The sequence below is a fragment of the Paenibacillus puerhi genome (assembly GCF_009846885.1).
Lineage (GTDB): Bacteria > Bacillota > Bacilli > Paenibacillales > NBRC-103111 > Paenibacillus_G > Paenibacillus_G puerhi.
This window is the reverse complement of record NZ_WUWM01000001.1, coordinates 389943-414861: the sequence shown is the minus strand read 5'-3', so window position 1 is coordinate 414861 and position 24919 is coordinate 389943. Positions and strand designations below refer to the sequence as shown.

The 24919-nt window shown below is 49.3% G+C and carries 18 protein-coding genes and 1 pseudogene; 1 reads left to right on the top strand and 18 read right to left on the bottom strand.

Going from position 1 to position 24919, the window contains the following annotated elements:
• Nucleotides 1-131: 131 nt before the first annotated feature.
• The 10 genes from GSF01_RS01755 to GSF01_RS01710 all read right to left on the bottom strand — a co-directional run bounded on the left by GSF01_RS01755 (nucleotide 132) and on the right by GSF01_RS01710 (nucleotide 13382).
• Nucleotides 132-1364, bottom strand: coding sequence for a CynX/NimT family MFS transporter (locus GSF01_RS01755; protein WP_159881279.1), 1233 nt, complete (start codon nucleotides 1362-1364; stop codon nucleotides 132-134).
• 218 nt (nucleotides 1365-1582) lie between these two features.
• Nucleotides 1583-2143, bottom strand: a complete 561-nt coding sequence (locus GSF01_RS01750) for a helix-turn-helix domain-containing protein (protein WP_159881278.1) — start codon at nucleotides 2141-2143, stop codon at nucleotides 1583-1585.
• A 122-nt stretch (nucleotides 2144-2265) separates the two neighbouring features.
• Nucleotides 2266-3741 carry a family 43 glycosylhydrolase gene (locus GSF01_RS01745; protein ID WP_159881277.1) on the bottom strand — a complete coding sequence of 492 codons (1476 nt, stop codon included), beginning with the start codon at nucleotides 3739-3741 and terminating at the stop codon, nucleotides 2266-2268.
• 86 nt (nucleotides 3742-3827) lie between these two features.
• Nucleotides 3828-5591 carry an extracellular solute-binding protein gene (locus tag GSF01_RS01740; RefSeq protein WP_235941215.1) on the bottom strand — a complete coding sequence of 588 codons (1764 nt, stop codon included), beginning with the start codon at nucleotides 5589-5591 and terminating at the stop codon, nucleotides 3828-3830.
• A gap of 125 nt (nucleotides 5592-5716) precedes the next feature.
• Nucleotides 5717-6601, bottom strand: a complete 885-nt coding sequence (locus GSF01_RS01735) for a carbohydrate ABC transporter permease (RefSeq protein ID WP_159881276.1) — start codon at nucleotides 6599-6601, stop codon at nucleotides 5717-5719.
• Between the two features lie 33 nt (nucleotides 6602-6634).
• Nucleotides 6635-7393, bottom strand: coding sequence for an ABC transporter permease subunit (locus GSF01_RS01730; RefSeq protein ID WP_235941213.1), 759 nt, complete (start codon nucleotides 7391-7393; stop codon nucleotides 6635-6637).
• A 240-nt stretch (nucleotides 7394-7633) separates the two neighbouring features.
• Nucleotides 7634-9310, bottom strand: coding sequence for an extracellular solute-binding protein (locus GSF01_RS01725; RefSeq protein WP_159881275.1), 1677 nt, complete (start codon nucleotides 9308-9310; stop codon nucleotides 7634-7636).
• Between the two features lie 142 nt (nucleotides 9311-9452).
• Nucleotides 9453-10571 (bottom strand): response regulator, encoded by a 1119-nt coding sequence (locus GSF01_RS01720; RefSeq protein WP_159881274.1) that lies wholly within the window; start codon nucleotides 10569-10571, stop codon nucleotides 9453-9455.
• A complete protein-coding gene (locus tag GSF01_RS01715; RefSeq protein WP_328803627.1) occupies nucleotides 10546-12318 on the bottom strand; it encodes a sensor histidine kinase in 1773 nt (590 codons plus the stop codon). Before GSF01_RS01715 ends, GSF01_RS01720 begins: the two co-directional genes overlap by 26 nt.
• Before the next feature lie 194 nt (nucleotides 12319-12512).
• On the bottom strand, nucleotides 12513-13382 hold the full coding sequence (locus tag GSF01_RS01710) for an NAD-dependent epimerase/dehydratase family protein (protein WP_159881273.1): 870 nt from the start codon (nucleotides 13380-13382) through the stop codon (nucleotides 12513-12515).
• A 310-nt stretch (nucleotides 13383-13692) separates the two neighbouring features.
• On the opposite strand from GSF01_RS01710, the gene GSF01_RS01705 reads away from it, so the two are divergent.
• On the top strand, nucleotides 13693-14670 hold the full coding sequence (locus GSF01_RS01705) for an aldo/keto reductase (RefSeq protein WP_159881272.1): 978 nt from the start codon (nucleotides 13693-13695) through the stop codon (nucleotides 14668-14670).
• 141 nt (nucleotides 14671-14811) lie between these two features.
• Here GSF01_RS01705 and GSF01_RS30280 read toward each other — a convergent pair whose 3' ends face one another.
• From GSF01_RS30280 to GSF01_RS01665, 8 genes and pseudogenes are all read right to left on the bottom strand, one after another.
• Nucleotides 14812-15927 (bottom strand): glycoside hydrolase family 88/105 protein, encoded by a 1116-nt coding sequence (locus GSF01_RS30280; protein ID WP_159881310.1) that lies wholly within the window; start codon nucleotides 15925-15927, stop codon nucleotides 14812-14814.
• 54 nt (nucleotides 15928-15981) lie between these two features.
• Nucleotides 15982-16917: pseudogene (locus tag GSF01_RS30275) on the bottom strand (pectinesterase family protein); the annotation flags it as partial.
• A 90-nt stretch (nucleotides 16918-17007) separates the two neighbouring features.
• Nucleotides 17008-18033, bottom strand: a complete 1026-nt coding sequence (locus GSF01_RS01690) for an alpha/beta hydrolase family protein (RefSeq protein ID WP_159881271.1) — start codon at nucleotides 18031-18033, stop codon at nucleotides 17008-17010.
• A 57-nt stretch (nucleotides 18034-18090) separates the two neighbouring features.
• Nucleotides 18091-18912, bottom strand: a complete 822-nt coding sequence (locus GSF01_RS01685) for a carbohydrate ABC transporter permease (RefSeq protein ID WP_159881270.1) — start codon at nucleotides 18910-18912, stop codon at nucleotides 18091-18093.
• Nucleotides 18912-19808 carry a carbohydrate ABC transporter permease gene (locus GSF01_RS01680; protein WP_159881269.1) on the bottom strand — a complete coding sequence of 299 codons (897 nt, stop codon included), beginning with the start codon at nucleotides 19806-19808 and terminating at the stop codon, nucleotides 18912-18914. Before GSF01_RS01680 ends, GSF01_RS01685 begins: the two co-directional genes overlap by 1 nt.
• A gap of 95 nt (nucleotides 19809-19903) precedes the next feature.
• On the bottom strand, nucleotides 19904-21181 hold the full coding sequence (locus GSF01_RS01675) for an ABC transporter substrate-binding protein (protein ID WP_159881268.1): 1278 nt from the start codon (nucleotides 21179-21181) through the stop codon (nucleotides 19904-19906).
• Between the two features lie 174 nt (nucleotides 21182-21355).
• Nucleotides 21356-22975 (bottom strand): response regulator, encoded by a 1620-nt coding sequence (locus GSF01_RS01670; RefSeq protein ID WP_159881267.1) that lies wholly within the window; start codon nucleotides 22973-22975, stop codon nucleotides 21356-21358.
• Between the two features lie 21 nt (nucleotides 22976-22996).
• Nucleotides 22997-24778 carry a cache domain-containing sensor histidine kinase gene (locus GSF01_RS01665; RefSeq protein ID WP_159881266.1) on the bottom strand — a complete coding sequence of 594 codons (1782 nt, stop codon included), beginning with the start codon at nucleotides 24776-24778 and terminating at the stop codon, nucleotides 22997-22999.
• Nucleotides 24779-24919 lie beyond the last annotated feature (141 nt).

Sequence of the window (24919 nt, the reverse complement as noted above, 5' to 3'; positions counted from 1 at the left end):
AACATGTTTCGTCACTCCATCTGCAAGGTTTTTGAGCGTTTTGCCACGTTTTCCTTGCAGATATATTCGACGGAAATGCCCGGTAACCCTTGTGAAATATGGATTTATTCGCATTCAGCAAGCCCTATTTATCATCCTTTCTGTGGCAGCTCGTAACTATTTCGGCTACCTACAAAACGGTTTCTTGCTGCTCCTATACCGACTAAAAAGAGCAAGACCGCAGCGCCAAGCAGAATGAAAAGTGGCAGGTTCCAACTATTTGTCGCATCATGCAGATATCCTATAAGAGCAGGACCGACTGCGGCAAGAAGATATCCGATCGATTGCGCCATGCCAGACAGTTCCGCTGCTTGATGCGCATTTTCAGCACGTAACCCGAAAAACATCATGGACAAACTAAAGGCGAAGCCGCCACCAATTCCGAGCATGATGATCCACAACAGAATGATATCAGAGCTTCCGTAAAGAAGTCCGATCGTTCCCGTCAAAAGCAAAATGGTTGTAATGGCCACTAACATCCGTTGGCTAGACATGCGCCCAGCAATAACGGGGACAATAAAGGCAAATGGAAGCATAGCTAGCTGCATGATCGAGAGGTACCATCCTGATTGGTTTGAGTCAATTCCTTGCTGCTTTAAAATTTCAGGCAACCATGCGATCAATACATAGAAAACCATGGACTGTATACCCATAAACATGGTTACTTGCCAAGCAAGCGGGGATCTCCAAACATTCACATCGTTGCTGGCCATCTTTTGACTCGTCGTGGCTGTTTGCTTCGTTTGATTCCTTAATTGGGGTAACCAACAGAGGATCGATACAAAGCTTAGAATCCCCCATATTCCCAATGCTCCCTGCCATTTTAGACCTGCGTTCACGGCTAGAGGCACACTGATTCCCGATGCGATTGCTCCACATAAACTCATTGAAATGGAGTAAACACCTGTGATGGAGCCTATTTTATTTGGAAAATCCCTTTTGATTATACTTGGCAATAATACATTACATACGGCAATTGCGAATCCAAGAATGGCTGTCCCAATAAACAGATTAGCTGCGCCAGATAAAGAACGTATTACAATACCTACAGTCAGAAAGAGTAAGGCGATCATTATGATACGTTCAACCCCATACCTTTGTCCTAATTTTGGTACTAGAGGCGATAAAAAAGCAAAGGCAAGCAAGGGTACCGTTGTAATCAGGCCTGCTAATGTATTTGAAATATGAACGTCATCTCTTATGAGACTCACTAAAGGACCGACTGATGTTAAGGGAGTACGTAAATTAGCTGCAATAACAATAATGCCGAGAAGGATCAGCCCTATAGAGGATGGTGCGGCTTTATTATTTTGTTTGTTCGGCATTCTTAATTTCTCCTTCCTGAATTCTTACGTAATTATTTGCTTCCTGCTGATTTTAAAAAAACAATACATCCGCGCGAATAAATAAAGTATATTATAGTATATTATTTTTATCAATAATTACTTTATAATATACTTTTGTTCATCTAAAAACAAAAATACAACTCTGAAATTCCCGTCATGGAATTCAGAGTTGTATTTAATAAGTGGAATTTTCGACTTTAGAAACCGTATTTTAAGGATATATGGAGCACTGTTTCGCTATCCGTATGATTGGTATAAGAATGAGGACAATCTGCACGAAAACTGATAGTATCATATTGATTCAATGTGTAAATCTCTCCATTGACTTGAATTTCAATGGAACCCGTCATGACTGTCGCAATTTCAGATGTATTGACATGATGACCTTCAGGCTGATACGAGCTATTTGGCTGTAAGTAAGCCCGACACATTTCAATATCGTTACTTTTAAAGACTGGTTCAATGATCCAATTCTTTTGATCATTAGAAAACCGCAGTCCTTCACCTGCTCGATACAAACTAGCAGAGTCTTCTGATTTGAACAAAGCCAATAGCGGTAAAGATATACCTTTTGAAATTTTCCATATAATCGCCAAAGTTGGATTTGTCTCGCCACGTTCGATATTCCCCAGAGTAAGTTTGCTTACGCCCGTTAGTTCCGATAAGTCGTCTAAGCTCATGTTTTTTTCTTTTCTGTACTTTTTCAAGGCAACACCGATTTGTAATACAATTTCTTTTGATTCATTGATTTCATCCATTAGATTCACCTCAACAAAAAACAGTTATAGCTAGTATATTATTTATCTAGATTCTTTTCCATACGAGTAGTATTTGATGGTGGACAGCGGCTCTGTTTAGGAAACCACGGCTGCAGGGCTTTCTAAACCGTCTGACATTCTGGATCGCATTCCAGCGCATGATAGTCGAAATTTTTGAACGTAACCTTTCCTTGCCCTTGGGCCCAGAGCGCCAGCCGCAACGCAAGAAATCCGCCAAGTGCGTTGTGATGCCAGCCTGAAGTTTCAAAGGAATGCTCGAATTTAGTCCATTCCTTGCCGTCATGGCTGTAATAGAAAATCACTTCATGCCAGATATATTGAAGACGCACGATGAGATGACAAGAAGGCCATGGCTTCGCAGGCGTCCTCCAGCCGCGAATTACTCCATGAACACCTTCGCCGGAAAGCTCGAGCCCACTGTAAGTCTTGTCATTATAAAATAAGACAAATCGTCCTGATGCAGCCTTCTCCGAAATGTCGATCTCAACCTCTGCTTCGTAATGATGGTCTTTCGGCATGAAGACCAGTGGAGCGCTTGATGAACCAGAGCTAATCGTGATCGTTCGACGGTCGACCTCGTATTTGATTGGACTTGTCGGCTTATACCAGCTCCAAGCGTACCCTAGATCGCCGGATTCGGATTGAAACTCCCGGAAGCTCTCGGATCGATATAAGACTCGCCCACTAGGCTTTCGAATCGGCAGACTGGTGCTAACGCCTTCCGGTATGCGGAACCAGCCATCCTCCGTCCATTCCAGCGGCTCCAGAAGTGTCTGTCTCCCTAGGGTATAATATCCCTTCTCATAGGCGTGGTAGATGATCCACCAGTCTCCGTCCGGTGTATTGACGATCGAACCATGACCTTTCGAAAGCCACCTTTCCCCCCGGCTTTGCGTTCGGACAATCGGATTATAGGGCGAATCCTCATAAGGTCCCCAAGGATCCTTGGATCTGGCGGAAGCTACCATGTGGCTTGTCGCAGGTCCGGAGGATCCTCCTTGGGCCACAGTCAAGTAGAAGTACCCGCCATGGTAAGTCAATTTCGGTGACTCCAGGAACCGGCCCTCCACTACCCATTCTTCCGGGAAGCGCCAGCCGTTGAAAACCTTGCGCGGCGCGCCTTTCACCGACAGCCCATCGGGCGTTAGTTCCGCCACGTATCCTGATCCATAAAACAAATACCGGTTGCCGTCATCATCGGCGACATGACCGGGATCGATACCGCGTATGCCCACTTTTGTCGGAGTACTCCATGGTCCTGTCGGCTGTACAGCCGTCAGCACCATAATCTCTTCATCAATCGGCGCGTAAATATAAAATTGTCCCTTGTAATAAACCAAATCCGGTGCCCATACATTCCCGGCATATTCCGTCAACGCTTTCGCAATAGGCTCCCAGTTGACCAGATCGGTGGAATGCCAAATCAGAAAGCCCGGCGCGAATTCGAAGCAGGAATGCGTCATGTAGTAATCGTTACCAACCCTAACGACTGTAGGATCGGCATAGTCTCCTGCAAGAATTGGATTTACATAAGTCTCGTTTCCTTGATAACCTTTGGCTTGAATTACTGCATGCATGTTCCTTTCACTCTCCTTGTCCGCTTATGTACAAATTCCCGTACCAGTCTCAGCTGGCACGGGAATTGAATCAAGCGATGGATATCTTATCTATGAGGAAACACCGTTTTTGTTGCCAGATCTACTTCATACTTGATAACCTTGTCATAGCCAAGACCTTTCGCTTTCGAGATCATTTCTTCCTTCAGTTTATTATACTCGGCCTCATTTTTCGCAAATATCATTTTCCAAGAGTATTCTTTAATGATTTTGCCGATTCCGGTTATCATCTGCTGCATTTGGGCAGATGGCGTAGCAGGAGTTTCGGTCGTGAAGAAAGGCTTGGAAACCTCTATCTTATCCTTTTTCACGAAGTATTCCTTTGCCGTCATAACCCCCATTGCTTCACGCCAGCTCTTTGTGACAGGATCTGGATTGTGATTCAGAGTAGAAGTCCAAATACTATAATCGTACGGTTCGCCTGTTTCCGGATGAATATTCGTAAGTTTTAATGTCGTATTATTGATTTGATTCAATCCGTCTTTGAACGTTCCGCCGCCATATTCCGCAGGCACCGGCTCCGCTTTACCAGGTAATGCCTTCCAGCCAAACTCCGTTACGTACGGCTTTCCATTCTTGTCGATATCCCACGCCAACCCTTTTGGACCATAGTTCGACTCCATGACGCCTTCCGGCGTATACAACCAATCGATGAGCTCCATGACTCTGGCTGGATCCTTCGTTTTCGCGCCAATCGCCCAAATCCGATTTCCACCGTAAGGACTCTGACCATATGACGTGATCTTCTCTTCAGAGAATGGCACCAGTGCGAGACCTTTCCCCGCCGCGGTACGCTCAGGGGTATTGTAAACGTTGTCTACCCAAGGAAAGTGCGAGAAGAAAATTTGTCCGTCCTGGAACTTGCTCGATACATCCGCGAATTTTTGAGTCAAGGAGTCTGGATCAAGCAATCCCATTTGGTTGGCATCGAAATAAAATTTCAATCCTTCCAGATAATGTCCGTTTTCATCAAGTACGCCTTGCCACTCATCCTTGTTCTGATGCGTCAGAATCAGACCTGCCGGATTAAGGCCATCGCCCTCGTTATAACCATAGAACTGGGCAACGACTTTGGCCAGCGTCATGTAGTTCCCGTCCCAATCCGCCCACAAAGAAATACCATAAGTCGGACGGCCAGATTCGCTTTTCGGTTCCAGCTTCTGCATTTGCTTCAGAACGGGCAAGTAGTCATTCAAGGTTTTAATTTCCGGACTCCCAAGCTTCTGATACAAGTCCCAGCGCAGATTCGGACCATAGGTCATCGTCGCGCCCTCGGAAGGACCTTCACCAATGCCCACATCGAAGCCGATTCCGTATACCGCTTTACCTCCGCCGAATTGCTTCTTGTTTGCTTCAATCGCTTTTGGCGCATTGGCTAACATACCTTGCCCATATTTAGTAAGCAAGTCGTCCTTCGTCCAATCCAGCAGCAAACCGGCTTTAATGGCATCCTGATAGTCCTTGCCATTCGTACCGAATACGACAAGGTCCCCCATGTCGCCTGAAGCCATCATCGTAGCGATTTTTTGCTGCCCGCCGGCCAAGTTCGAGGAAATGATGTTCAGCTTAATGTTGAATTTGTCCTTTACTACTTTCGCGAACCATCCCGGCTGCTCTCCTGCATAGTTAGATAGCATGGAAAAAACATTGATCGTAATCTCTTCTCTGTTCTCGCTTGCTTCCCCGCCATTGGTTGCGGTCCCTGTATTGGAGTCCTTTGTTTTCCCAACATTGCTGCTGCATGCAGCGGTGAATATCATGATCGCACAAGTTAGCACAAGAAGCGTGGAAGTAAGCATCCTCTTTGCCATGTAGAAAAATCCTCCCCTGTACATTCTCACTAACTACTTTCATCTGACACCATTCGTCTTAAAGATAAACACACCCCTCGTCCGAGTGTTTCACCTCCTTTATGGACATGCATCGCTAATAGCCATTATCCTTTCACGGCGCCTATCATAATCCCTTTTACGAAAAATCGTTGAAAGAATGGATAGATCAGCAGAATGGGCAACACAACAACCATAGAGACGGTGGTCTGAATCGATGTCGGCGTAGCCATGCTGCTCAGATCCATCGTTGCGCCAGTTGACTGCTTCATTAACTGGGCAATCGAGGTCGCTTCGTTCATGTACCGATAAAGAACGAACTGTAAGGAAAACAAATTCTGATCCGTGATCAGAAACAACGTATCCGTAAAGCTGTTCCACTGCGAAACGGCTGAGAAGATGGCAATGGTGGCCAATATCGGCATAATCAGGGGAATAATGATTTTCGCGAACACCGTGAAATATCCGGCCCCATCGATTTGCGCAGACTCCTGTAGGGCTAGCGGCGTCGACTCGACGAAGGTTTTGACTAAGATGATAAAGAACGGTTGGACGATGGCCGGCAAAATATAGGCCCAGAAATTATTGGTCAGGCCCAACTGCAGCATGGTCAAGTACCAGGGGATCAAGCCCGCGTTGAAATACATCGTAATGATTAAGAAGCGATACCAGAAGCTGCGTCCCCACATTTGCTTCGTGAATAGGTAGCCAAGAAACGCCGATGCGGCAACCGTCAGAAGGGTACCCAGTACCGTACGTCCGACGGATACGAGCGCTGCCTGCCCCAGACCCGGAATCTGGAAGACGTCGATATAATTCGTCCAGTGTATGTCCTTCGGGTAAAACATAACGAGACCTCTGCTGCTCAGATCGTTGCTGCTGATCGTATTAATGAATAAATAGTAGAACGGGAATACGCATATGATGGTGATAATTGCGAAGACGACATAATTCACGAAGTGAAACAATGAAAACTTCTCTTTAATGGCCATGGTGTTCGCGTTCTCCCTTCTGGACGAATACTATTAAAAGATGCTTTCGCCGCGAATGACTTTTGACATGCTGTTTGCCATGAATAACAGAAACAAGCTTACAAGCGACTTTAACAAGCTTACGGCCGTGGCGAAACCGAAATTGGAGTTGGCCATTCCGATATTGTACACATATAGGTCTAGAACCTCGATATTATGGGTATTCATCGCATTCTGGAACACATAGAACTGCTCCATCCCGTTATTGATGAAGTTACCGATGGAGAGAAGCAGCAGCACGAAAAACGTCGGCATAATACCCGGTATCGTTACGTGCCACATCAGACGGTACCGCCCGGCGCCGTCGACTTTCGCCGCCTCATAGAGCTCCTGATCAATGCTCATAATAGCGGCAATATACATAATGGCTCCCCATCCCAGACCTTTCCACACGCTCCACAATGTCATAGATAGCCATGTATGATCGTCGGAGGCGAGAATGTTTATCGGCTGGGAAATCCAACCCAGATCCATCAGAAGGTTGTTGATGAAGCCATTGTTAACAGAGAACAACATGAACGCAAACGAGTAGACAAGTACCCAGCTAATGAAGTTCGGCAGCGTTGTGAGCGTTTGCACCAGCTTCTTGAATTTGGCACTGCGCAGCTCAGCCAGGAAGACGGCAAAAATAACGGGCAGAATAGAGGTCAGAATATTCAGACTACTTATGGCGAACGTATTCCGTAATACCCTCATCACTTCCTGACGCTGAACTTCATTGGAAATCATGGAGCTGAACCAATCAAAACCCATAAATTCCGACTCGGACAACGGTATACCGGGTCGATAATCATAAAAAGCATAGATCCATCCGTATAGTGGCAGATAGGAGAATAGGAAGGCCAGGGCTAGGAATGGCAGCGCCATCAGAAACAACCTATATTTGTCCTTTGGCCTTGTCCTATTATTACGCGATCTCGTAATCATCATTTGTTTTACCACTGTGTCGTTTCCTCTCATGCTGCTCCTCCTTCTTATTTTTTGGCGCATTTTTTACTGTTTCAACTCGGTTACTTCTTGAATAATCTGTTCTCCGCCTTGCTTCTTCCAATCCTCTACGAACTGGTCGAATGTATCAAGTGGAGCCGCTCCCAAAATAATTTTGAGGAAGGCTTCATTTTCAAGCTTCTGAAGCTTTTCCCATCTTCTCTCCATCGTTTTCGTTTGAGAGTAGGTGACGCTAAACACGCCGTTCATCTTATTATCAATGAGCGGTGATCCGCCCACCATCAAAGCATAAGCGCGAACCCACATCGGCCTGTCTTTACTAGGATCCCAATACTGAATGTCGTATTGATCGTGGTTCTCTACTTTCACGGAACCTATCTTCTCCGCATCGGTACGCAGCAGCTTATACTCGGGTTTATCCAGAAAATCCTGGGCGGTTTTGGTCCCCGCCAACACTTGTCTTAGTGCCTTCACTTCATATTCCGTTTCATCGGATGGAGCAAAGGTTAATTTTAACGGGTATTCCGTGGGACCTCTTTCGGTCGTAAACGTGCCTTCGCTTTCTCCTCGAACTAAGTTGTTCAATATTTTCATAACGGCTTCAGGATGCTCATACCCTTTGCGCACGACAACAAAATGACTGGATGATGTACTCATATGAGGACGATATTCGCCATTTCGGTCAAGAGGAAGCGCGTAGGCTTGCCAATTCGCTTTCGGATTTTTCATAATGGCATCGCTCACCGGCCCATATGGCGCCCACCACGGCCCAAAGAACATCCCTGCTTGACCACTTATGATGGTTTCCCAAGGCTCCTGACGCACGCCGATTTCTTGATCAATCAACCCCGATAAATAAATATCCTTTAATTTACTCAATGCTTCTTTTGTTTCCGGTTCGGTCGAACCGTAGACCACTTTACCGTCTTTCTCTAGCCAATAACCCGGATAAGCATTATAAGCGGCAAATATGCCATCCAATCCATACAAATTGTTTGTTGGCTGAAGGAAGTTTGCATACAGCTTACCCGCTGAGCCATGTCCAGCGATCCCTATCGTATCTGATTTCTTATTACCGTCAGGATCTTGATCAACGAATGCTCGCGCTACGGCTTCAAGCTCTTCGATCGTTCTAGGCGGATCCATGCTCAGCTTTTCCAACCAGTCCTTGCGAATCCATAACAAATGAACACCATCCGCTCGCAGCTGAACATTAGGGATAGCCATCATTTTCCCATCGAACGTAACGCTTTGAACGGCTTCTCCGCCCGTGCTTTCCACTATTCTTTTTATGACAGGGGAGGCGTAGCTTTTGTACACATCCGTCATATCTGCTAGTTGACCCGCCTCAACCATTTGTTTCAATTCCACGGGTCCTACTATCATAGCGTCTGGCAGATCATTGCTTGCTATAGCCAAGCTTACTTTTTGGTTATAATTTGTAGGCGATGCTTTCAAGGAATAATCCACGTTTATGTTTAAGTTTTCTTTGATGTTGCGAGTGTATTGATTGTCGAGTAGAGTCTCTCCCTCCAGCATCGACTTCGTGGATTCGACAACCATAGCTATTCGCACCGTAACCGGCTCCTCGTATTTACCGAATGGATCGGGTGGCGTCCTTTCACTTAAGTTAGTCCCTTCGTTTGACTCATTCGAGGTGCTGCACGCGCTAACGAACAGTGTCAGGACGATCAAGCCAATCATCCACTGTCTTCTCTTCATCGTACATTCCCTGCTTTCGCTTATATGACCTCGTGGAAACAAGTATAACATGATAGAAACCGCCTTCGTGAGTGAACGCGGTTGTCAGATAGGGTAGAGATATGAAGGGATTTTGACTGCGAGTTAGACAAATGTCCCCCAACTAATCGGACACTTGTATCTCCGAATGGGTTAATTGCCGATATTCGCTGGGAAGCATGCCCGTTTTTTCTTGAAAAATGCGGCTGAAATATTTCTGATCGGTATATCCCGTATTTTCGGTAATCCATTGAATGGTTTTTTGCGTGTATTGCAAATATTCCTTGGCTTTCTCCATACGAATATGTCGTAAATACTCATTATAGGTCATGCCGATAAGATCTTTAAAGCACTGACTGAAGTAGCTCCGGCTCATATTCACCCTCTTCGCCATTTCCGAAGCATGGACCGATTCGGATAATTCATCGTGCATCGCCTGAACCGCTCTCGCGATGCAATCTTTAACCTCTTCCGAGTACTGGGCCTTTCCGATGGCTTTCGCTACTAATTCTCTAACCTCGTATAGCCAGTCCTTCACCTCAGTCCAAGAATGAAAGGAGTCCGGCAGTTCGATGTGGTTCTCGGTTACGGAGTTATAAATTCTATCCCATACGTTCCATTGCGAATGCAGAAATGACATAAGCTTGGCAGGAGGCAATTGCATATTTTTTAGATCTTCTAAGAAACATTCAAACTCGGATACTCTATGAACCCAACCTAATGCTTGTCCGCGCTTTTTCAAGTCGGTAAGCCTATCTTCGTTGATGGAACCCAGCGTTTCGCCAATGATTATGTCATAGAACATCTCCAGCTCTTTGCTCTTAGACTCACCCGATTCAGAAGCTGAACTGATTTTCAATTGTTCCTCCAAAATCCTCGCTTTCACTCTCATGAACACTTCGCCAGAGTTCTCCTGTTCCATTTCGACTTTGGCTATATAATCGATGGCTCCGAGTCTTAGGCATTCCTGAATATATTCAAAGTCCTGATGAAGAGTAAGCACGACAATAAAGATTTGGGGATATTGCTTCCGAACGATTCGCATCAGCTCCATTCCTGACATTACAGGCATAGCTAGATCTGTAAGCAATAGATCCACTTTCAGCGATGCTAATAACTCAAGAGCCTTTTCTCCATTCTTGGCTTCGCCAACAACCTCCATGCCATATTGTTCCCAAGGAAGGATCGAAATGAGTCCTTTTCTTACCAGGTTGTCATCATCCACGATCAATACTTTGATCAAGCTTCAACACCTCCGTATTCGGCAATATCAAATAAACGGTCGTTCCTTTGCCCAATTCGCTTTTTATTTCCAGATCCGCTTGGTCCCCATACTGATTATCAACCATTCGTTTGACATAATTTAATCCAATGCCCATGCCGGCCCGTTGTTGTTCAACTTGTTGTTGATTCAGCAATTTATCAATTTCCTCTTCAGAAATGCCCGCTCCGTTATCGTAAACGGAAATAATGATCCGTTCATCATCGTTCTTCCCTACTTCTACCTGAATAAATCCTTCATCGTCCAGACCGTGATAGAGAGCATTCTCCAAAATCGGCTGCAAAATAAAACGTGGAATAGCGATATCCAATACATCGTCATCAACATGAATTCTGACGTCAAACGCAAAATCATAACGAATTTTTTGCAAAGTTAGATACTGCTTGATTGAATCGATTTCCTCCCGAACAGTTGATGTTCGCCCTCTTTTTCCCAGATTATAATATAAAAGTTTATTCAGAGATAGAATCAATTTATCCAACTCCTTATTTCCATTTATAGCAGCCAGCCAATGTGCGGTATCCAGTGTATTCATTAGAAAGTGGGGGTTGATCTGGTACAGCAGCTTCTCAACCTCCAAATCCGCTCTTCGTTTCTCTTTCATTTCCACTTCGTTAATAAGTTCATAGATTTGGTTTTTCATATTTTGCAATTGTTTAATCAAAAAATCGAATTCTGGAATCTTCGTAGGAAGAGTTTCCGGCAGCGGCGTATTTTTCTGCGTCATGGATTTAATCTCCAGATTGAAATGATGCAGCGGAACATATACCATTTTCCACAATAGCCATGAAACAAACAGAGTAACCGCAAGGAATAATATGGATAAATAAATCATTAGGGTAACCCAACGATTTTTTTCTTTGTTGTATTCGTCTTTGGGAATAAGCGAAACGATACTCCAACCTTGATTGCTCGTGCTCTTGAACCAATAATATCCGTTTTGCATACCTGAACCATCCGTACCGCGTGAATCGTCAAAGTATTGATTGATAGGAAAATCCGAAGCTGCATCACTATAGGCGATCCTCTTGTCATTGTCCAGGATGAGATAAGAGGAATAATTCCCAAGCTTATTTTCGAATAGGTTCTGAGACGTATGGAAGCCGGACTCGACATACACATATAGGTCTTCATGATCCCCCTGGAAACCCATCTTTCTAAGCGCCGAAATAACATATTCATCGTTGTAACGCTCGTTGCTAATATGGGGCCCGAAATAGGAGATTCTAAAATATTCGGCGAGCAGCGGCAAATCGTTGACCTCATAATCTTCTTTGACGATGTTATTATTAAACATAAAAGAGCCGTCATCATGAGAATAATACATGACGAGCCCTATCGTAGGGTTAGTGAAGGAAATCAGATTGAGCTCTGTATGAATCTCTTCCATCAGAACCCTTCTTTCAAATTGATCTTCGGAGGATAGAAGCAAATCCACTTTCTTGCCGATGCTGCCCTGAAAGGCAAGCTGCTGGGTTACATGGTTTAAATTATGGATTGCGCCTTCAAATGATAATTCCACTTGTTTCAAATTACTGCGGACGCTGTTCTCCAAGTTGCTGGATAGAATGTTCGACATCGTATGATAGGACAACAACACGACGCAAAGAAATGGGACCAATGTAGCCGTTGCGAATATAAACATGATTCTCTTCTTAATCGTGGCCTGCTGAAGATAATTCACAAATAGCCTAATGATACCCATCATGTTGTACTCCTTTTGTTTTATTCTTCCAATTGTAAAGTTCTTCCTACCATTCGACATATTTACGCACGATACCTTCATGTGCGGTTAAGGCAAGTATTAGCCGGAAATAAAAAAGGACGAAGCGGGCACTAGGCATGCCGACATGAAAAAGCCCCCGACGATCACCTGTCGGGGGCGTTGAAGAAGCGGATGTCCTACTGCTCCATGAATCGGTACTGCTGTTCCCAGCCTAGAAGCTCCTTGACCTTCGCATTAGAGAGCAGCGAGTCTCTTCCTTCCAGCGGGCCTCGGATATCCGAAACGCCCGGGAGATACCGCTCGACCAGCTCCCGGGTGGGGCGATCCGAGGAGGTGTCATCGGCGGCCAGTATGAGGTGCCGGGCGCCCAAGCCTTCCTTTTCCAGGGCAAGCCGGCATGCCGACGCAACATCGCGTGCATCGATATACGACCATAAGATGCGCTGCCGGGCCTCGGTCCGGGCGAAGTCGGCTTTGATGGCGGCATAGCTCTCCGGTACCAGAATATTGCCCAGCCTGAAGCTGATGACCTGCATCCCGGTGCGACGATGGAACGCTTCCGCCGTCACTTCATTGACCACCTTGGACAAGCCGTAGCTATCCTCGGGAAGCTGAGGATGCTCTTCATCCACGGGGACATACTGAGGCTCAAAAAACTGATTGGCAAAGCATATGCCGTAGGAAGATTCGCTAGAGGCCAGCACAACCTTGCGGATGTCGAAATTGGCTGCGGCCTCGAGAATATTGTAGGTGCTCATCACATTGTTCCGGAAGCATACCTCATTCGTATGCGTATACGCCTGGGGGATCGCGGCAAAGTGAACGATGCCTATCGCTTCTTTCCGGTCTCTTCCCGCATAAGGAGACAGCGCGATGTGAACCTGCCCCGCATCGTTCAGATCCGCGATGAGGGTGGGACAGATCTCCTCGTTCGGGGGACGAACATCCAGATTCAGCACATCATAGCCCTGCTCGACGAAATGCTTTAAGATCCAAACTCCCGCTTTCCCGCTTCCGCCGGTTACGATCACACGTTGTTTACTCATCACTTACCTCCAAGGTGGAATGATTGACTAGCCTGAACCCTATCTTAACGCTGCCCGGCTGAAGGGGAAAGTACGCACAAATAGGTTAGGTACTCCTAACCGGGTAACTTAGTTACCTCAAGGTAAGGAAGGCTAGGAGAGAAAAGAGTCCCTGGAGCGGCCGACCGTTCCGTGCTTACCTCAAGGTAAGTAAGTGAAGAACTTTTCAGCTCTTTCCCCTTCTGCTTTCTTCGGTTATGATGAACAGGAAAATACGTTCGCATGCTCGCGTACCAGACAGGTACCCAGCATCGAATGAGGAGGAATCGCTATGAAACAACAGCCACTTGCGCACTGGGGAATTGACACAAGCCGTCTTGTACTCGGATGTATGAGTCTAGGCGGGGAATGGAACCACGATCCGTATACCCCGGCCGATGTGAAGAAAGCCGAGGAAGCGATCGATGCGGCTCTCTCCGTAGGCATTACGATGTTCGATCATGCGGATATTTACCGGATGGGGAAGGCGGAAGCCGTCTTCGGCGAGGTGCTGAAGCACAACCCCGGCTTGCGCGACCTCATGGTTATTCAGTCCAAATGCGGGATTCGGTTTGCCGAAGGCAAGATGCCGCACCGCTTTGATTTCTCCAAGGAGCACATCCTCGCATCCGTGGACGGCACCCTGCAGCGGCTCGGGATCGAGACGCTCGACATCCTGCTCCTGCACCGTCCCGACCCCTTGATGGAGCCGGAGGAAGTGGCCGAAGCGATCCGGGTGCTGAGAGCTTCGGGCAAGGTGCGCAGGTTCGGGGTATCCAATATGAACGTCTCGCAAATTCGATTTCTGCAGCAGGCCAGCCCCGAGCCATTCGTCGTCAACCAATTGGAGATGAGCCTGTCCAGACTGGATTGGCTGGACCAGACCATCCACGTGAATCAGAAGGCTGGAGCTGCCGTTCACTTCGGCGAAGGTCTGCTGGAATACTGCCAGACGGAGCATATCCAGCTTCAGGCATGGGGACCGCTCTCCAAGGGCATCTTCTCCGGCAAGCCGGCTGCGGAAGCCGAGGAGCACGTACGGGCGACGGCCGAACTTGTCCGACAGCTGGCGCTGGAGAAGGACACAACGCCGGAAGCCATCGTGCTGGGCTGGCTCATGAGGCATCCCGCGCGGATCCAGCCGGTCATCGGCACGGCCAATGCCGGGCGAATCCGCGCATGCGCCGATGCCGGGCGGCAAGCCGAGCTGATGACGCGCGAAGAATGGTACACGCTGTACATAAGCGCGCGCGGGAAAGCAATGCCCTAGATTCCATCTGGGAAGACCGGCCACTGTCCGTTGACAAGGCCGGTTTTTCGCCATGCATGCACAGCCTTCCGGCCGATCTCTTCCGCCCCTGAACGCCAAAACCCCCGCCTGTTTCCAGGCGGGGATAAGATAGAAGCCAGATTAACCTTGACGCTTTTCAATCTCCAGGCAGGCCAGCACGAATGGAGCAAAGCCTTTCGGATCGTCGCGCCGGGTCGGCTCGCTGATATAATATTCGTAGGAGCCGTCGCGGTAAGGCGTATTGCCAAGGCCGGCCACGCTGCAGATGCCGTTCAGATGCAGGGAGCCATCCTCGTCCTTCTCCACGTAGCGGGCAACCAAGCCTTCATGCCCGCGAAGCGCTGCATCGAGCGCCCAACCCTCGAGATAGCCTTGATTCGCGCCTTTGGCCAGTGCATACGTGAACATGGCCGAGCCGGAGGCCTCCAGATAATTGCCTTCGCGGCTGCCTTGGTCCATCACCTGGTACCACAGACCGCTCTCCTCGTCCTGGACCCGCACGATCGCTTTGGACAGACGATGGAAAATACCGATGATCTGGCCGCGCTGCGAATGATCCTCCGGCAAGAAGTCCAGCACATCCACGATAGCCATCATATACCAGCCGACAGCCCGTCCCCAGAAGTGCGGCGAGCAGCCCGTGACGGGATCGGACCAGCGCTCCTCCCGGCTTTCGTCCCAGCCATGGTACAGCAAGCCCGTATGCGGGCTGCGCGATACGCGCTCCATCAGTAGAATTTCATTGGCGATATCGTCGAACCATTCCGGCTCATCGTACGCCTGCGCATACTGGGCGAGGAACGGCGAGGTCATGTAGACGCCGTCCAGCCACATCTGGAACGGATAAATTTTCTTATGCCACAACCCTCCCTCTCGGGTCCGAGGATGGCCTTTCAGTTGGGTGACCAGCCGTTCCGCCGCCTTCCGGTATTTATCCTGGCCGGTCTGCTCGTACAGCAGGAACAAGGACTTGCCCTGATTAATCATGTCCACGTTGTATTCATTCAAGGAATAGGTGTCGATACTGCCATCCTCGCGCACGAATAAATCCATGTTTTCCTGAATATAGCGGAGATACCGATCGTCCCCCGTTGTCCGCCACATATGCTCGAAGGCCGTCAGAATGCACCCGTTCTCATAATTCCAGCATCTTCGTTTCTGAAACGGCATATCGGAGACAAGCGGATATTGCTGCATAAAGGATTCAGACATTGCGACAGACCAGACTGTGCTCAAGATGTTACCTCCTTCGACGTTTGAGGGATTCCAGCTATCCGGACCTCTCAGGATCGAAGCCGCCGTATAGCTATCGGCCTCTTCCTTTGTCAGCCGCCGGGACCAACCGACACGTCCGTCCGGTTCAGCTCCCGGGCCGGAGCAGCCGCTTTCTGCATAAAAAGCCGTTTGCTCGCTTTCCGGCTTGCTCCAGTTGTCCCAGCCCTCGGCCTTGATATGCCCGCCCATCCAGCAATCCACAAAGACAGTCCTCGCGTGTGCTCTCCACGGCCTGCCCAAGTAAACGCTTCGGGCCGGAGCATCTCCCGTTAACCGGCAGTTCAGGAAAACATAGCCGTACCGGGCACCCTGCGGGGTGGAGGCTGCCGTGATCCAGCCGTGAGTATCTGCACCAGGCTTCCCTTGTCTCGAAAAGATCTCGCACTGCCGGAAAACAGCCGTGGCCGAGCCAAAAATAAAATCGACATTGCCTTCAATATAGCAATGCTCGTAATATTGGCGTCCGTACACGCGCGGGGCCCCCTCCCTCGGTCCGCCGAACGTCGGGCGGTCGAACGGAACCTCGGGGAGCGGACCTGTGAATAGCGTATCCTGCTGGCCGATAAACCGACAGTGTCGGAAGCTGGCCCGGTCTCCGTCTACATACGCGGCAACGGCCTGTCCGACCGACTCGCCGGGGCCGGCGCTGTTCTCGAAGGTCAGATGCTCGGCGGTAAAATCATTCGCTCCAATGAAGGCCGTATACGAATTAAAGGTATGGTACGGCTCCCCGTTGCTGAACGTTTTTCGGGCGTAATCGTCATAGGTCAGGATCGTGCTGGAAGCGCTCTCTCCCCTAAGACTAATATAGGACGCCTCGATATTCAACTTTTCTTTGTAAACCCCCGGCTTGATGTGGATAATGACCCGCTCCCGGTTGTCTGCCGGAACTTGGTCGATCGCATCCTGGATCCGGGTAAAATCCCCGCTGCCGTCCGCTGCCACAATCATGAAGCTTCTTCCTCCAAGTCAAAATATAGTTCACACCGATGGTTCCCGCGCCGCAGCCTTCCTCCGCACGGCATGCCATCGGATCGACTTCTACGATAGCTTGCGCTTGAGCCAGTCGAACGACTTTCTCCCGGATATTTCATGTCCCCCCCGGAACACATCGAAGTCAAACTGAGTCTCCGCCCCGCAGCTGGCGTATTTCGTCTTCAGGCGATAGATCGCCTCTCGCGCAGGCTGTACTGGAAATACGGTATCCTGTTCGCCGGCTTCGATGAACAAGGGCCGTGGGGCCAACAGGCCGATAATCTCCGGCTGCTCCGCCAGATGAAGCATCCCCGGCACATAATTGTCCACGCAGTGCGGCTGTTGTAAAATGCTACCCTTATACGTGCTCGCATAGCCGCATAATACCGCCGCGCGGATGCGCTCATCCACCGCAGCCGTTAATGAAGCAATCAGGCCTCCGCCGGAGAAGCCCAGCGTCCCGATCCGCTCACGGTCGACTTCCTCCCGTTCTTCCAAGTAATCAAGAGCGCGCACGGCCTCGTACACCCGGAAGCCAGCGATCGTCATGCCACACATCAGCAACTGTAGCGCAATCGGCAGACAGCTGTAGGAAGAGGCCTGCGGGTCTGTTTCGACGTGCTCCCGCAACCTGCGGTCGCCGAATCCGATGATCTCCGGAACGAGCACGAACATCCCTCTTCGCGCCAGCTCCACCGCGAACCGGTTATGTATGCCGGGATCAGCAGCGAGCGTACCGTCGGGATTCAAGCCCAGAGCCGCCCGCTGCCCGATACCGTGCCCATGATTGGCCAGCACCGCCGGAAGCTTGCCGGTCCGTTCCCTCGGGTACAGGGCATACGCCGGAACCCTCATGCCTTCGTACGTGGAATAAGCCAGCTTCTCCAGAACAAGCTCTCCGTAGTCGCTGCGCTCCAGCAGCTCCGGCTGCAGAGGCTCCCGCTTGGTGGGGAAGGAGCCCATAGCCGCCATGAGCCCCTCTTTCAGCTTCTGCTGCCTGGTGGAGAAGGGATCTGCTTTATTCGTCTGACTCAGGCTGCCTGCCAGCGTTGCCGTATACAGCTTGTCCAAATAATCGTCAGGACTCCACATCCTTATTCACACTCCCCGGTATGCTTGCGCGGGCGGCAGGTGCATAGGAAGGGCCGGCTAGCCCTTCACGGCTCCGGCCGCGACTCCGCTGATGATATATTTCTGCAAAGCTATATAGAGCAGTACAATGGGAAGAGAGGATAGAATCAAGCTCGCTGTGATGATATCCCAGTCGCTTCCGAATTTGCCGAAGAGCTTATAGACATTGATCGTAATCGTGGCAGACTCTTTGTCCGTGAGCACGAGGAAGGGCAGAAGAAAATCGTTCCAGGTCCAGAGCGCATACAGAATCGCAACGCTGCTGATAGCCGGCTTGAGCAAGGGGAAGATAATTTTGAAAAACAAGCCTGCTTCGGAGCAGCCGTCCATGTAAGCCGATTCGTCAATTTCACGAGGGATGCTTTTGACAAAGGCATGAAAGAGGAATACCGCGAAGCTGCCTGTCGACATATAGATCAGAGAGAGCCCTAACGGATTGTTCGTGATGTGCAAGGTTTTGGACAACTGTACGAGCGGAATCATATACGTATAGAACGGAATCAGGAACGGAAAGGTAAACAGCAAGTAAAAAAACCAGCTTATCCTGCTTTTGTCCCTGGAAAGCTTATAGCCCGCCAAAGCGGCCACCAGAATGACGCCGGCCACCGATGCAGCCGTGATGATCAAGTTATTTTTAAAAGCCGTCGCAAAGTTGGCTGATGCCCACGCCTTAACGTAATTGTCGAAGTAAAGGGCTTTCGGAAAAGCCAAAAAGGATTCAAAAATATCCCGGAACGGCTTGAAGGAATTCAATGCGATCAAATACACCGGGAACAGGTATAGCACCAGCAGCAGGAGCAGTAAAATCCCCAGTACGGGGCTCAGCGTCGACTTTCGCACTAAGCTTCCACCTCCCTGGACTTGAAAAATCTCAGTTGAAAATACGAAATGATCAGCACGATGACGCCCAGCACCACAGACTTGGCCATGCCATAGCCAAACCGGTTCGCCGTACCGAAGGCTTCATAATAAATATTGAGCGCTATCGACTCCGTTGAGTAGCCAGGACCCCCGCCGGTCAAGACGAAGATCGCATCGAAAATTTTCAGCGAGCTGGTAATGCTGGTAAAAACACAGATCGAAATGGAAGGCATGAGCAAGGGTACGGTAATCGCCGTAAACCTTCTCCAGCCCGTAGCCCCGTCGATCGAAGCCGCTTCCATCACACTGCTGTCGATCGTCTGCATACCCGCCAGATAGATGATCAGATAGTAGCCGATCCCGAACCAGATATTCATGATAATGACCGAATATAGCGCCAGATGCGGATTACCGATATAATCGAGATTTAAAAACTTCAGCAGACTGCTAAGTTTAGCAATATCGGGAATGATCTCGATATACATGATTTTCCATGTGAATCCCACCACCACGAGACTGAACACATAAGGCAGAAAAAATAAGGTGCGCAGTGTGTTTTTGAACCTGGCTCCGCTTTCGATCATAACCGCGAGGAGCAGGGAAACGAAGTTGGATGCCACGACGGTGCAGGCCGTGAAGATAAAGGTGATCCAGAGCGAGTGAAGAAACCGATTATCATCCGTGAATAGTTCTACGTAATTTTGCAGACCGTTAAAAACAGCGGTTCGTTCGATACCGTTCCAATCGGTGAAGGACAGCACCACTCCCCTTGCGAGCGGGTACAGGAAGAACATCGTGAACACTAGCAAAAAAGGTGCGATGAACAGCAATAAGGATCTGAATTGTTTTCCATTCCGGCTCAAGCTGCTTTCCATAGGCTTTTCTCCTCAACTATGCGACCCTGGAGGTCCGATGAATTTGGTCGCCATAGGCTCCACCGGACCTTCAGAGAAAGCTTCGTCCTCTATAATTATTTAGAAAGCTTCTTCCATGACGCATCCAGGTTCTCGAACAGTTGATCTCTCGTTTTTCCTTTGACGATATAATCCTGAATTTCTTTGCCAATAATATCCGCAAGACCGCTTGGCCAGAAGTTGATCACGAAGCCTCGGGTCTTCTTGCCTTCGGCAATGTGCTTGGCCACATCGGCGCTGAGTGCGTTCAGCTCGGTCTTCGGATTGGACGCCGAAGTGGATTGCTGCTTTAGAATATTGCCTACGGTAGCCTCGGCGCCTTCCTTGGATACCATCCACCTCAGGAAATTTTTAGCTTCTTCCGGGTGCTTGGTGTCCTTTGAAATGAAGATAAATCCGTCGCCGTCGGCCAGCATCGTCGCATCCTGCGGATCCTCAGAGACCGGGATCGGGGCAAGTCCCAGCTCCACATTCTGATCCAGTTTGGTCGCTTCGTCGTAGGACCATACGCCCTGGATCGCCATCGCAGCCTTTTTCGTCCCGACCAGGTGGCTCATGTTGGCAAAGTCGCTGGACAGCGGGTTCTCGCCGTCATTCGCGTTATAAATATCGAGCAATTCGAAGGCCTTCACCAGTCTGTCCGTCTTCATGGACGCCTTGCCCGCATTCATATCCTCATAAAACTGCGGGAAGTTGTCCAAGGTTGCCCCCTGCATCGCCCAGAACATGTGATAGCTTAGCCAAACATCCTTAAATCCGGAGGCAAACGGGGTAATCCCGACCTTCTTCAGCTTCTCGACATCCTCCTTCAGCTCGGACAGAGTGAGCGGAGGCGCGCTGATCCCGGCTTCTTTGAAAGCCTGCTTGTTATAGATCAGTCCATACCCGAGCACCTGCGTGGATACCGCATAGGTTTTGCCGTTGTATTTGCCGCCTTCGCGGAAACCCGGCAAGATATTCTCCTCGATCTTGTCGTTCGTTAGGTCCAGCAGCTGATCCGCATCAACGAACGGTTTCATCGCCAGATAGCCTGCATAGTTGAACAGATCCGGCGCATCCTTTACGGCGATCTTCGTCTTTAAGACCGAGTCGTAGTTGTCAAACACATGATCGAATTCCACCGTGATATTCGGATACGTCTTGTGCAGCGCCTCGTTAATCTGATCTTGGTACTTCGGGTAATCGACCACCTGGGTCAGAAATTTCAGCTTGACCGGCTTGGCTGCCTGGGCCTCGCCACCGCTATTCTCCTTGGCTTTTTGGGTGGTGGTGCAAGCTGATAGCATGAGACATGCGGCCGAGGCCAGCACGAGCATTTTGAAACTCTTTTTCATCGTAAAACCCCTCTCTGAAGATCGATTGTGATGCAGGACATCCTTAAGTGATAGTGTAGAAGGAATCCGAGTAAATAAACATGTACGCCATTGGCCTCGACTTGTACAGAATTGAACAAATACATACAGCAATAGCCCAATCCAGGTCATGGATCGGGCCTTTCATACATCCCTTTACTCGTTATTCAGCTGATTCGCCCCCCATTGATCCCGATATGCGCGAGGCGAGTGCCCGGTATACTTTTTGAACGCCTTGCTAAAGTGACTTTCATCGTTAAACCCGAGCGCATCCACGATTTCCCGGAGCTTCCGATCGTCCGAGCTTAGCATCTGCTTAGCCTTCTCCATCTTCAGCATGGCGATAAACTCAAACAAATTCATACCGAATTCTTCCTTGAACATCTTGGAAATATATTCTTTGCTAAGAAAGAACATATCGGACAGTTCCTTGAGGGAATGCTTCTTTGCATAGTTATGAACCAGGAAGTCGCGGATGTCGTAGATTACTTTACGTTCCTTTCTCTGCTTCAGCGCATACTTGGTGAGGGATTCGATAAACTGCAGCACGCAGTCCAGGACGAAGTGCAAATTCAACTCGTGCAAGATCTTATGCCGCAGAGAGGTAAGCTCGCTGATGAAGGCGGGCTTGTCCTCCACGGTATCCACCAGCCTTTCCAACTGATACAGCATATCGGCATTGAGCTTGCGGATGTTGGTAATACTCATGTAATCCGATTGCGCCAGCTCCATGTACACCTGCGTAACGGTTTGCTTGATAAATCCGATATTGGCGGTATCAATCGCAGCGCCGAGCTGCCTTTCGCTGCTGCCGATTTGAATCTGCGGGGAGCGGACGTGCAGCTTCATTTTATCGTAGAAGGAGATACGGAACTGCCCTTCCTTCGCATTCAACTGCGATAGAGCTGCTCTGGCTTCATTCATCGAATGCTTGACGTCCGTGGGACTCGTGTAAGAGCCGCCTACCCCGCTCAGTATGGATACATCCAGAAATTCCTTAAGTTTTCCGCTTATGTTGACTAACAGCAGGGCGAACTCGTCTTGGGTTAGTGGCTTGAAGAAGTTCATCAGGAGCTCATTGTCCTGATGCCGGCTTCGGAAGGACTTTCCCTGGCCGGCGATCAGTTCATCGACCATGTTGACCATCGCGAACAACAGCAGGTCCGGGTTGGATTTATATCGACGGTCAGCCACCTCTTGGAAATTTTCGATCATCAGCACAACCGCTGTGAAGCGGAGCTCCTGAGCGGATAAGCCGGGGATGTCCAGGCAGCGGATAAATTCCTCTTCGCTATCTTTCGAGCCGGTTAAAAATTGATAGAAAATACTCTCGTTCAACAAAGGCTGACTTTCGTTCAATCTCCGTTGCACGTCTAGACTCGCTTCCTGCGTATCCTTTCTGGCGTCGATTTCCTTCACCGCGTTTTTCAGAGCTTCGTTCAGAGCTTCCTTATGGACGGGCTTTAAGATATAATCGACCACCCGAGATGATATGGCCTGCTTCATATATGCAAAATCGTCATAGCCGCTGACCACGATAATCCTCACAGGAGCGTGCGCCTCACTCAGTTTTTTGATCAGCTCGGCCCCGCTAAGACCCGGCATACGCATATCAGTCAGAATGAGATCGGGCCGCTCGGCCAGCATGGCCTCCCACAGCTCGTCTCCGTCCTGAACCTCTCTCACGATCTCAATGCCTAAAGCCTCCCAGTCACCCAGCTTACGGATCGCGCTGCGGGTCCTTCTCTCATCATCTGCCAGTATCGCTCTATGCATAGCCGACATACCCTCGCTTCGCTAGTTTATTCCCACTGGTATTGCGATTTCGATCCTCGTCCCCTCCTGCGGCCGGCTATGAATCCTCATGCAACACTCGCCGCCAAACATCAGCTGCAGCCTCTGCCTGACATTGACGATACCGATGCTGTCCCGTTTGTCGAGTGTGAGCACATCGGGAGCATCCATACTTGCCTGAAGCTCCGCCAGCTTGCCGGGCATGATGCCTATTCCATTATCGCTGATGCTTATCCGCAGATATCCCTGATCAAGCGAACATTCCAGCACGATCTTCCCCCTGTGCTTCGCAGGCTCGAGACCATGGATGATGGCGTTCTCCACCAGCGGCTGGAGCAGCAGCTTAGGTACCTGCAAGTGACGGACCGCTGCAGGTGCCTCGATCCGGTACTCAAGCTTTTCCTCAAACCTGCAGGCTTGAATAAACAGATAATCCGTCACATTTCCGATTTCGTCCTGAAGGGTCGCTCTCTCCCCCGGTTTAATGCTGTAGCGCAGCATGTCGGAGAGCGCCTGCGTCATCCTGACCAGCTCGTCGATGCCTTCATCCAGGGCCACGCTGCAGATCGTCTGCAGGGTATTGTACATAAAGTGGGGATTAATCTGGGCCTGCAGGGCCTTCCATTGCGATTCCTGATTCGCCAGCTTCATCTTGTATTTTTCCGTGATAAGCGTATCAATCTGCTGAATCATCCGATTGTACGCATGCGAGATCTGTCCGATCTCATCCGTCTGGGTAACGGCAATCGGCGCCTGAAAGTCCCCTTCTCCCGCCTTGACCATAAGGCGCTTCAGTTGAAGCAGAGACCTCGTCAGTCTGAACGAAATATACATCGTGGTCACAATCAGGATGAGGATAATCGTCAGGGCAAGTAACACATTGATTGTTCTCGTCTTTTCCGCTTGGGCGAGGATGATAGGCAGCGGAATTAGCTTGAGCAGCAGATTGCCGTTATGTCCGGACTTGGAGTAGAGCATAAGCTTGGCTTCTTGGCTATCAGGCTCCATGTAATGAAAGGAGCCGTCCATCTCCGGGCCGCTCTGAATCCGGGCTAACAGCGCATCGTCAAGTTTGCTGAATAGAGGGTTGGAGCTGTAGATCATCACCCCCTGATTATCCAGCAAGGTTATTTCTTCTTCCGGACTTAGAATACCCGTGCCGCTTATTCGTTGCAGCTGATCCATTCCATAATTGATCGTAAGCACGCCGATTTCGGAGGAGTATCCTCTGATCATCCGGCTGAGCGAAAATACCTGCGACGACTCCTGAATCCGGTATTCGGGCGGATAGCCCTGTAATAGATGAGAGGGCTTTAGCACCAGCGTGTTGGGAGAGGAGACAGCAGCCCTGTACCAGCCCTTACTTTCCACAGCCGACGCCTTCGGAAAGGAGGTATTCAAGGCCTTATTAATCACGTAGAGCTCTTGTTTTAAGGGGGTATAGAACAAGACGGAATTGGTTTCCTTGTTCGCCAGATACAGGCTCATCAGCTTTTTCAGCTTCAGATTATGCTGGCTGAAATCATGATCCGCCATCTGGTACTCCTGGGAGAACAGCAGGTCCGAATAATAGGTCAGCCCTGTATTCTCCAGTTGGATAAAGTAATCATCGAACCGGTTGTTCAACTGCTTTAATATGACGGTATTGTTGACAATATAGCTCTGTTCAAGCTCGTGTGCGAAGTTCCGGTAAGAAATATAAATGGACAGCAGGAGAGGCAGCAGGATAACGCTAATAAAGCTGATGATCAACTTGGTCCGTATGCTTCGCATGATCCATTTCATTATGATCTCCTCCCTCCCTTGGACGCAGCAGGCGTGAACCGCTTGCATAGTTGCTCCAAGTATACGAGCGGAAGCCAGAATTGACAAGACCGGACGGATATCCTAGCTGCGCGAGGATTCTCCCGAGACTGAACTTTCACC

Bases quoted from the DNA above. Each gene is read 5' to 3' on its own strand.
- GSF01_RS01730 (WP_235941213.1), bottom strand. From the start codon at position 7,393: ATGGGTTTTGATTGGTTCAGCTCCATGATTTCCAATGAAGTTCAGCGT.
- GSF01_RS01705 (WP_159881272.1), top strand. From the start codon at position 13,693: ATGAAACAACAGCCACTTGCGCACTGGGGAATTGACACAAGCCGTCTT.
- GSF01_RS01740 (WP_235941215.1), bottom strand. From the start codon at position 5,591: ATGGCAAAGAGGATGCTTACTTCCACGCTTCTTGTGCTAACTTGTGCG.
- GSF01_RS01745 (WP_159881277.1), bottom strand. From the start codon at position 3,741: ATGCATGCAGTAATTCAAGCCAAAGGTTATCAAGGAAACGAGACTTAT.
- GSF01_RS01690 (WP_159881271.1), bottom strand. From the start codon at position 18,033: ATGTGGAGTCCTGACGATTATTTGGACAAGCTGTATACGGCAACGCTG.
- GSF01_RS01735 (WP_159881276.1), bottom strand. From the start codon at position 6,601: ATGGCCATTAAAGAGAAGTTTTCATTGTTTCACTTCGTGAATTATGTC.
- GSF01_RS01680 (WP_159881269.1), bottom strand. From the start codon at position 19,808: ATGGAAAGCAGCTTGAGCCGGAATGGAAAACAATTCAGATCCTTATTG.
- GSF01_RS01750 (WP_159881278.1), bottom strand. From the start codon at position 2,143: ATGGATGAAATCAATGAATCAAAAGAAATTGTATTACAAATCGGTGTT.
- GSF01_RS01665 (WP_159881266.1), bottom strand. From the start codon at position 24,778: ATGAAATGGATCATGCGAAGCATACGGACCAAGTTGATCATCAGCTTT.
- GSF01_RS01675 (WP_159881268.1), bottom strand. From the start codon at position 21,181: ATGAAAAAGAGTTTCAAAATGCTCGTGCTGGCCTCGGCCGCATGTCTC.
- GSF01_RS01725 (WP_159881275.1), bottom strand. From the start codon at position 9,310: ATGAAGAGAAGACAGTGGATGATTGGCTTGATCGTCCTGACACTGTTC.
- GSF01_RS01670 (WP_159881267.1), bottom strand. From the start codon at position 22,975: ATGCATAGAGCGATACTGGCAGATGATGAGAGAAGGACCCGCAGCGCG.
- GSF01_RS01710 (WP_159881273.1), bottom strand. From the start codon at position 13,382: ATGAGTAAACAACGTGTGATCGTAACCGGCGGAAGCGGGAAAGCGGGA.
- GSF01_RS01715 (WP_328803627.1), bottom strand. From the start codon at position 12,318: ATGATGGGTATCATTAGGCTATTTGTGAATTATCTTCAGCAGGCCACG.
- GSF01_RS01755 (WP_159881279.1), bottom strand. From the start codon at position 1,364: ATGCCGAACAAACAAAATAATAAAGCCGCACCATCCTCTATAGGGCTG.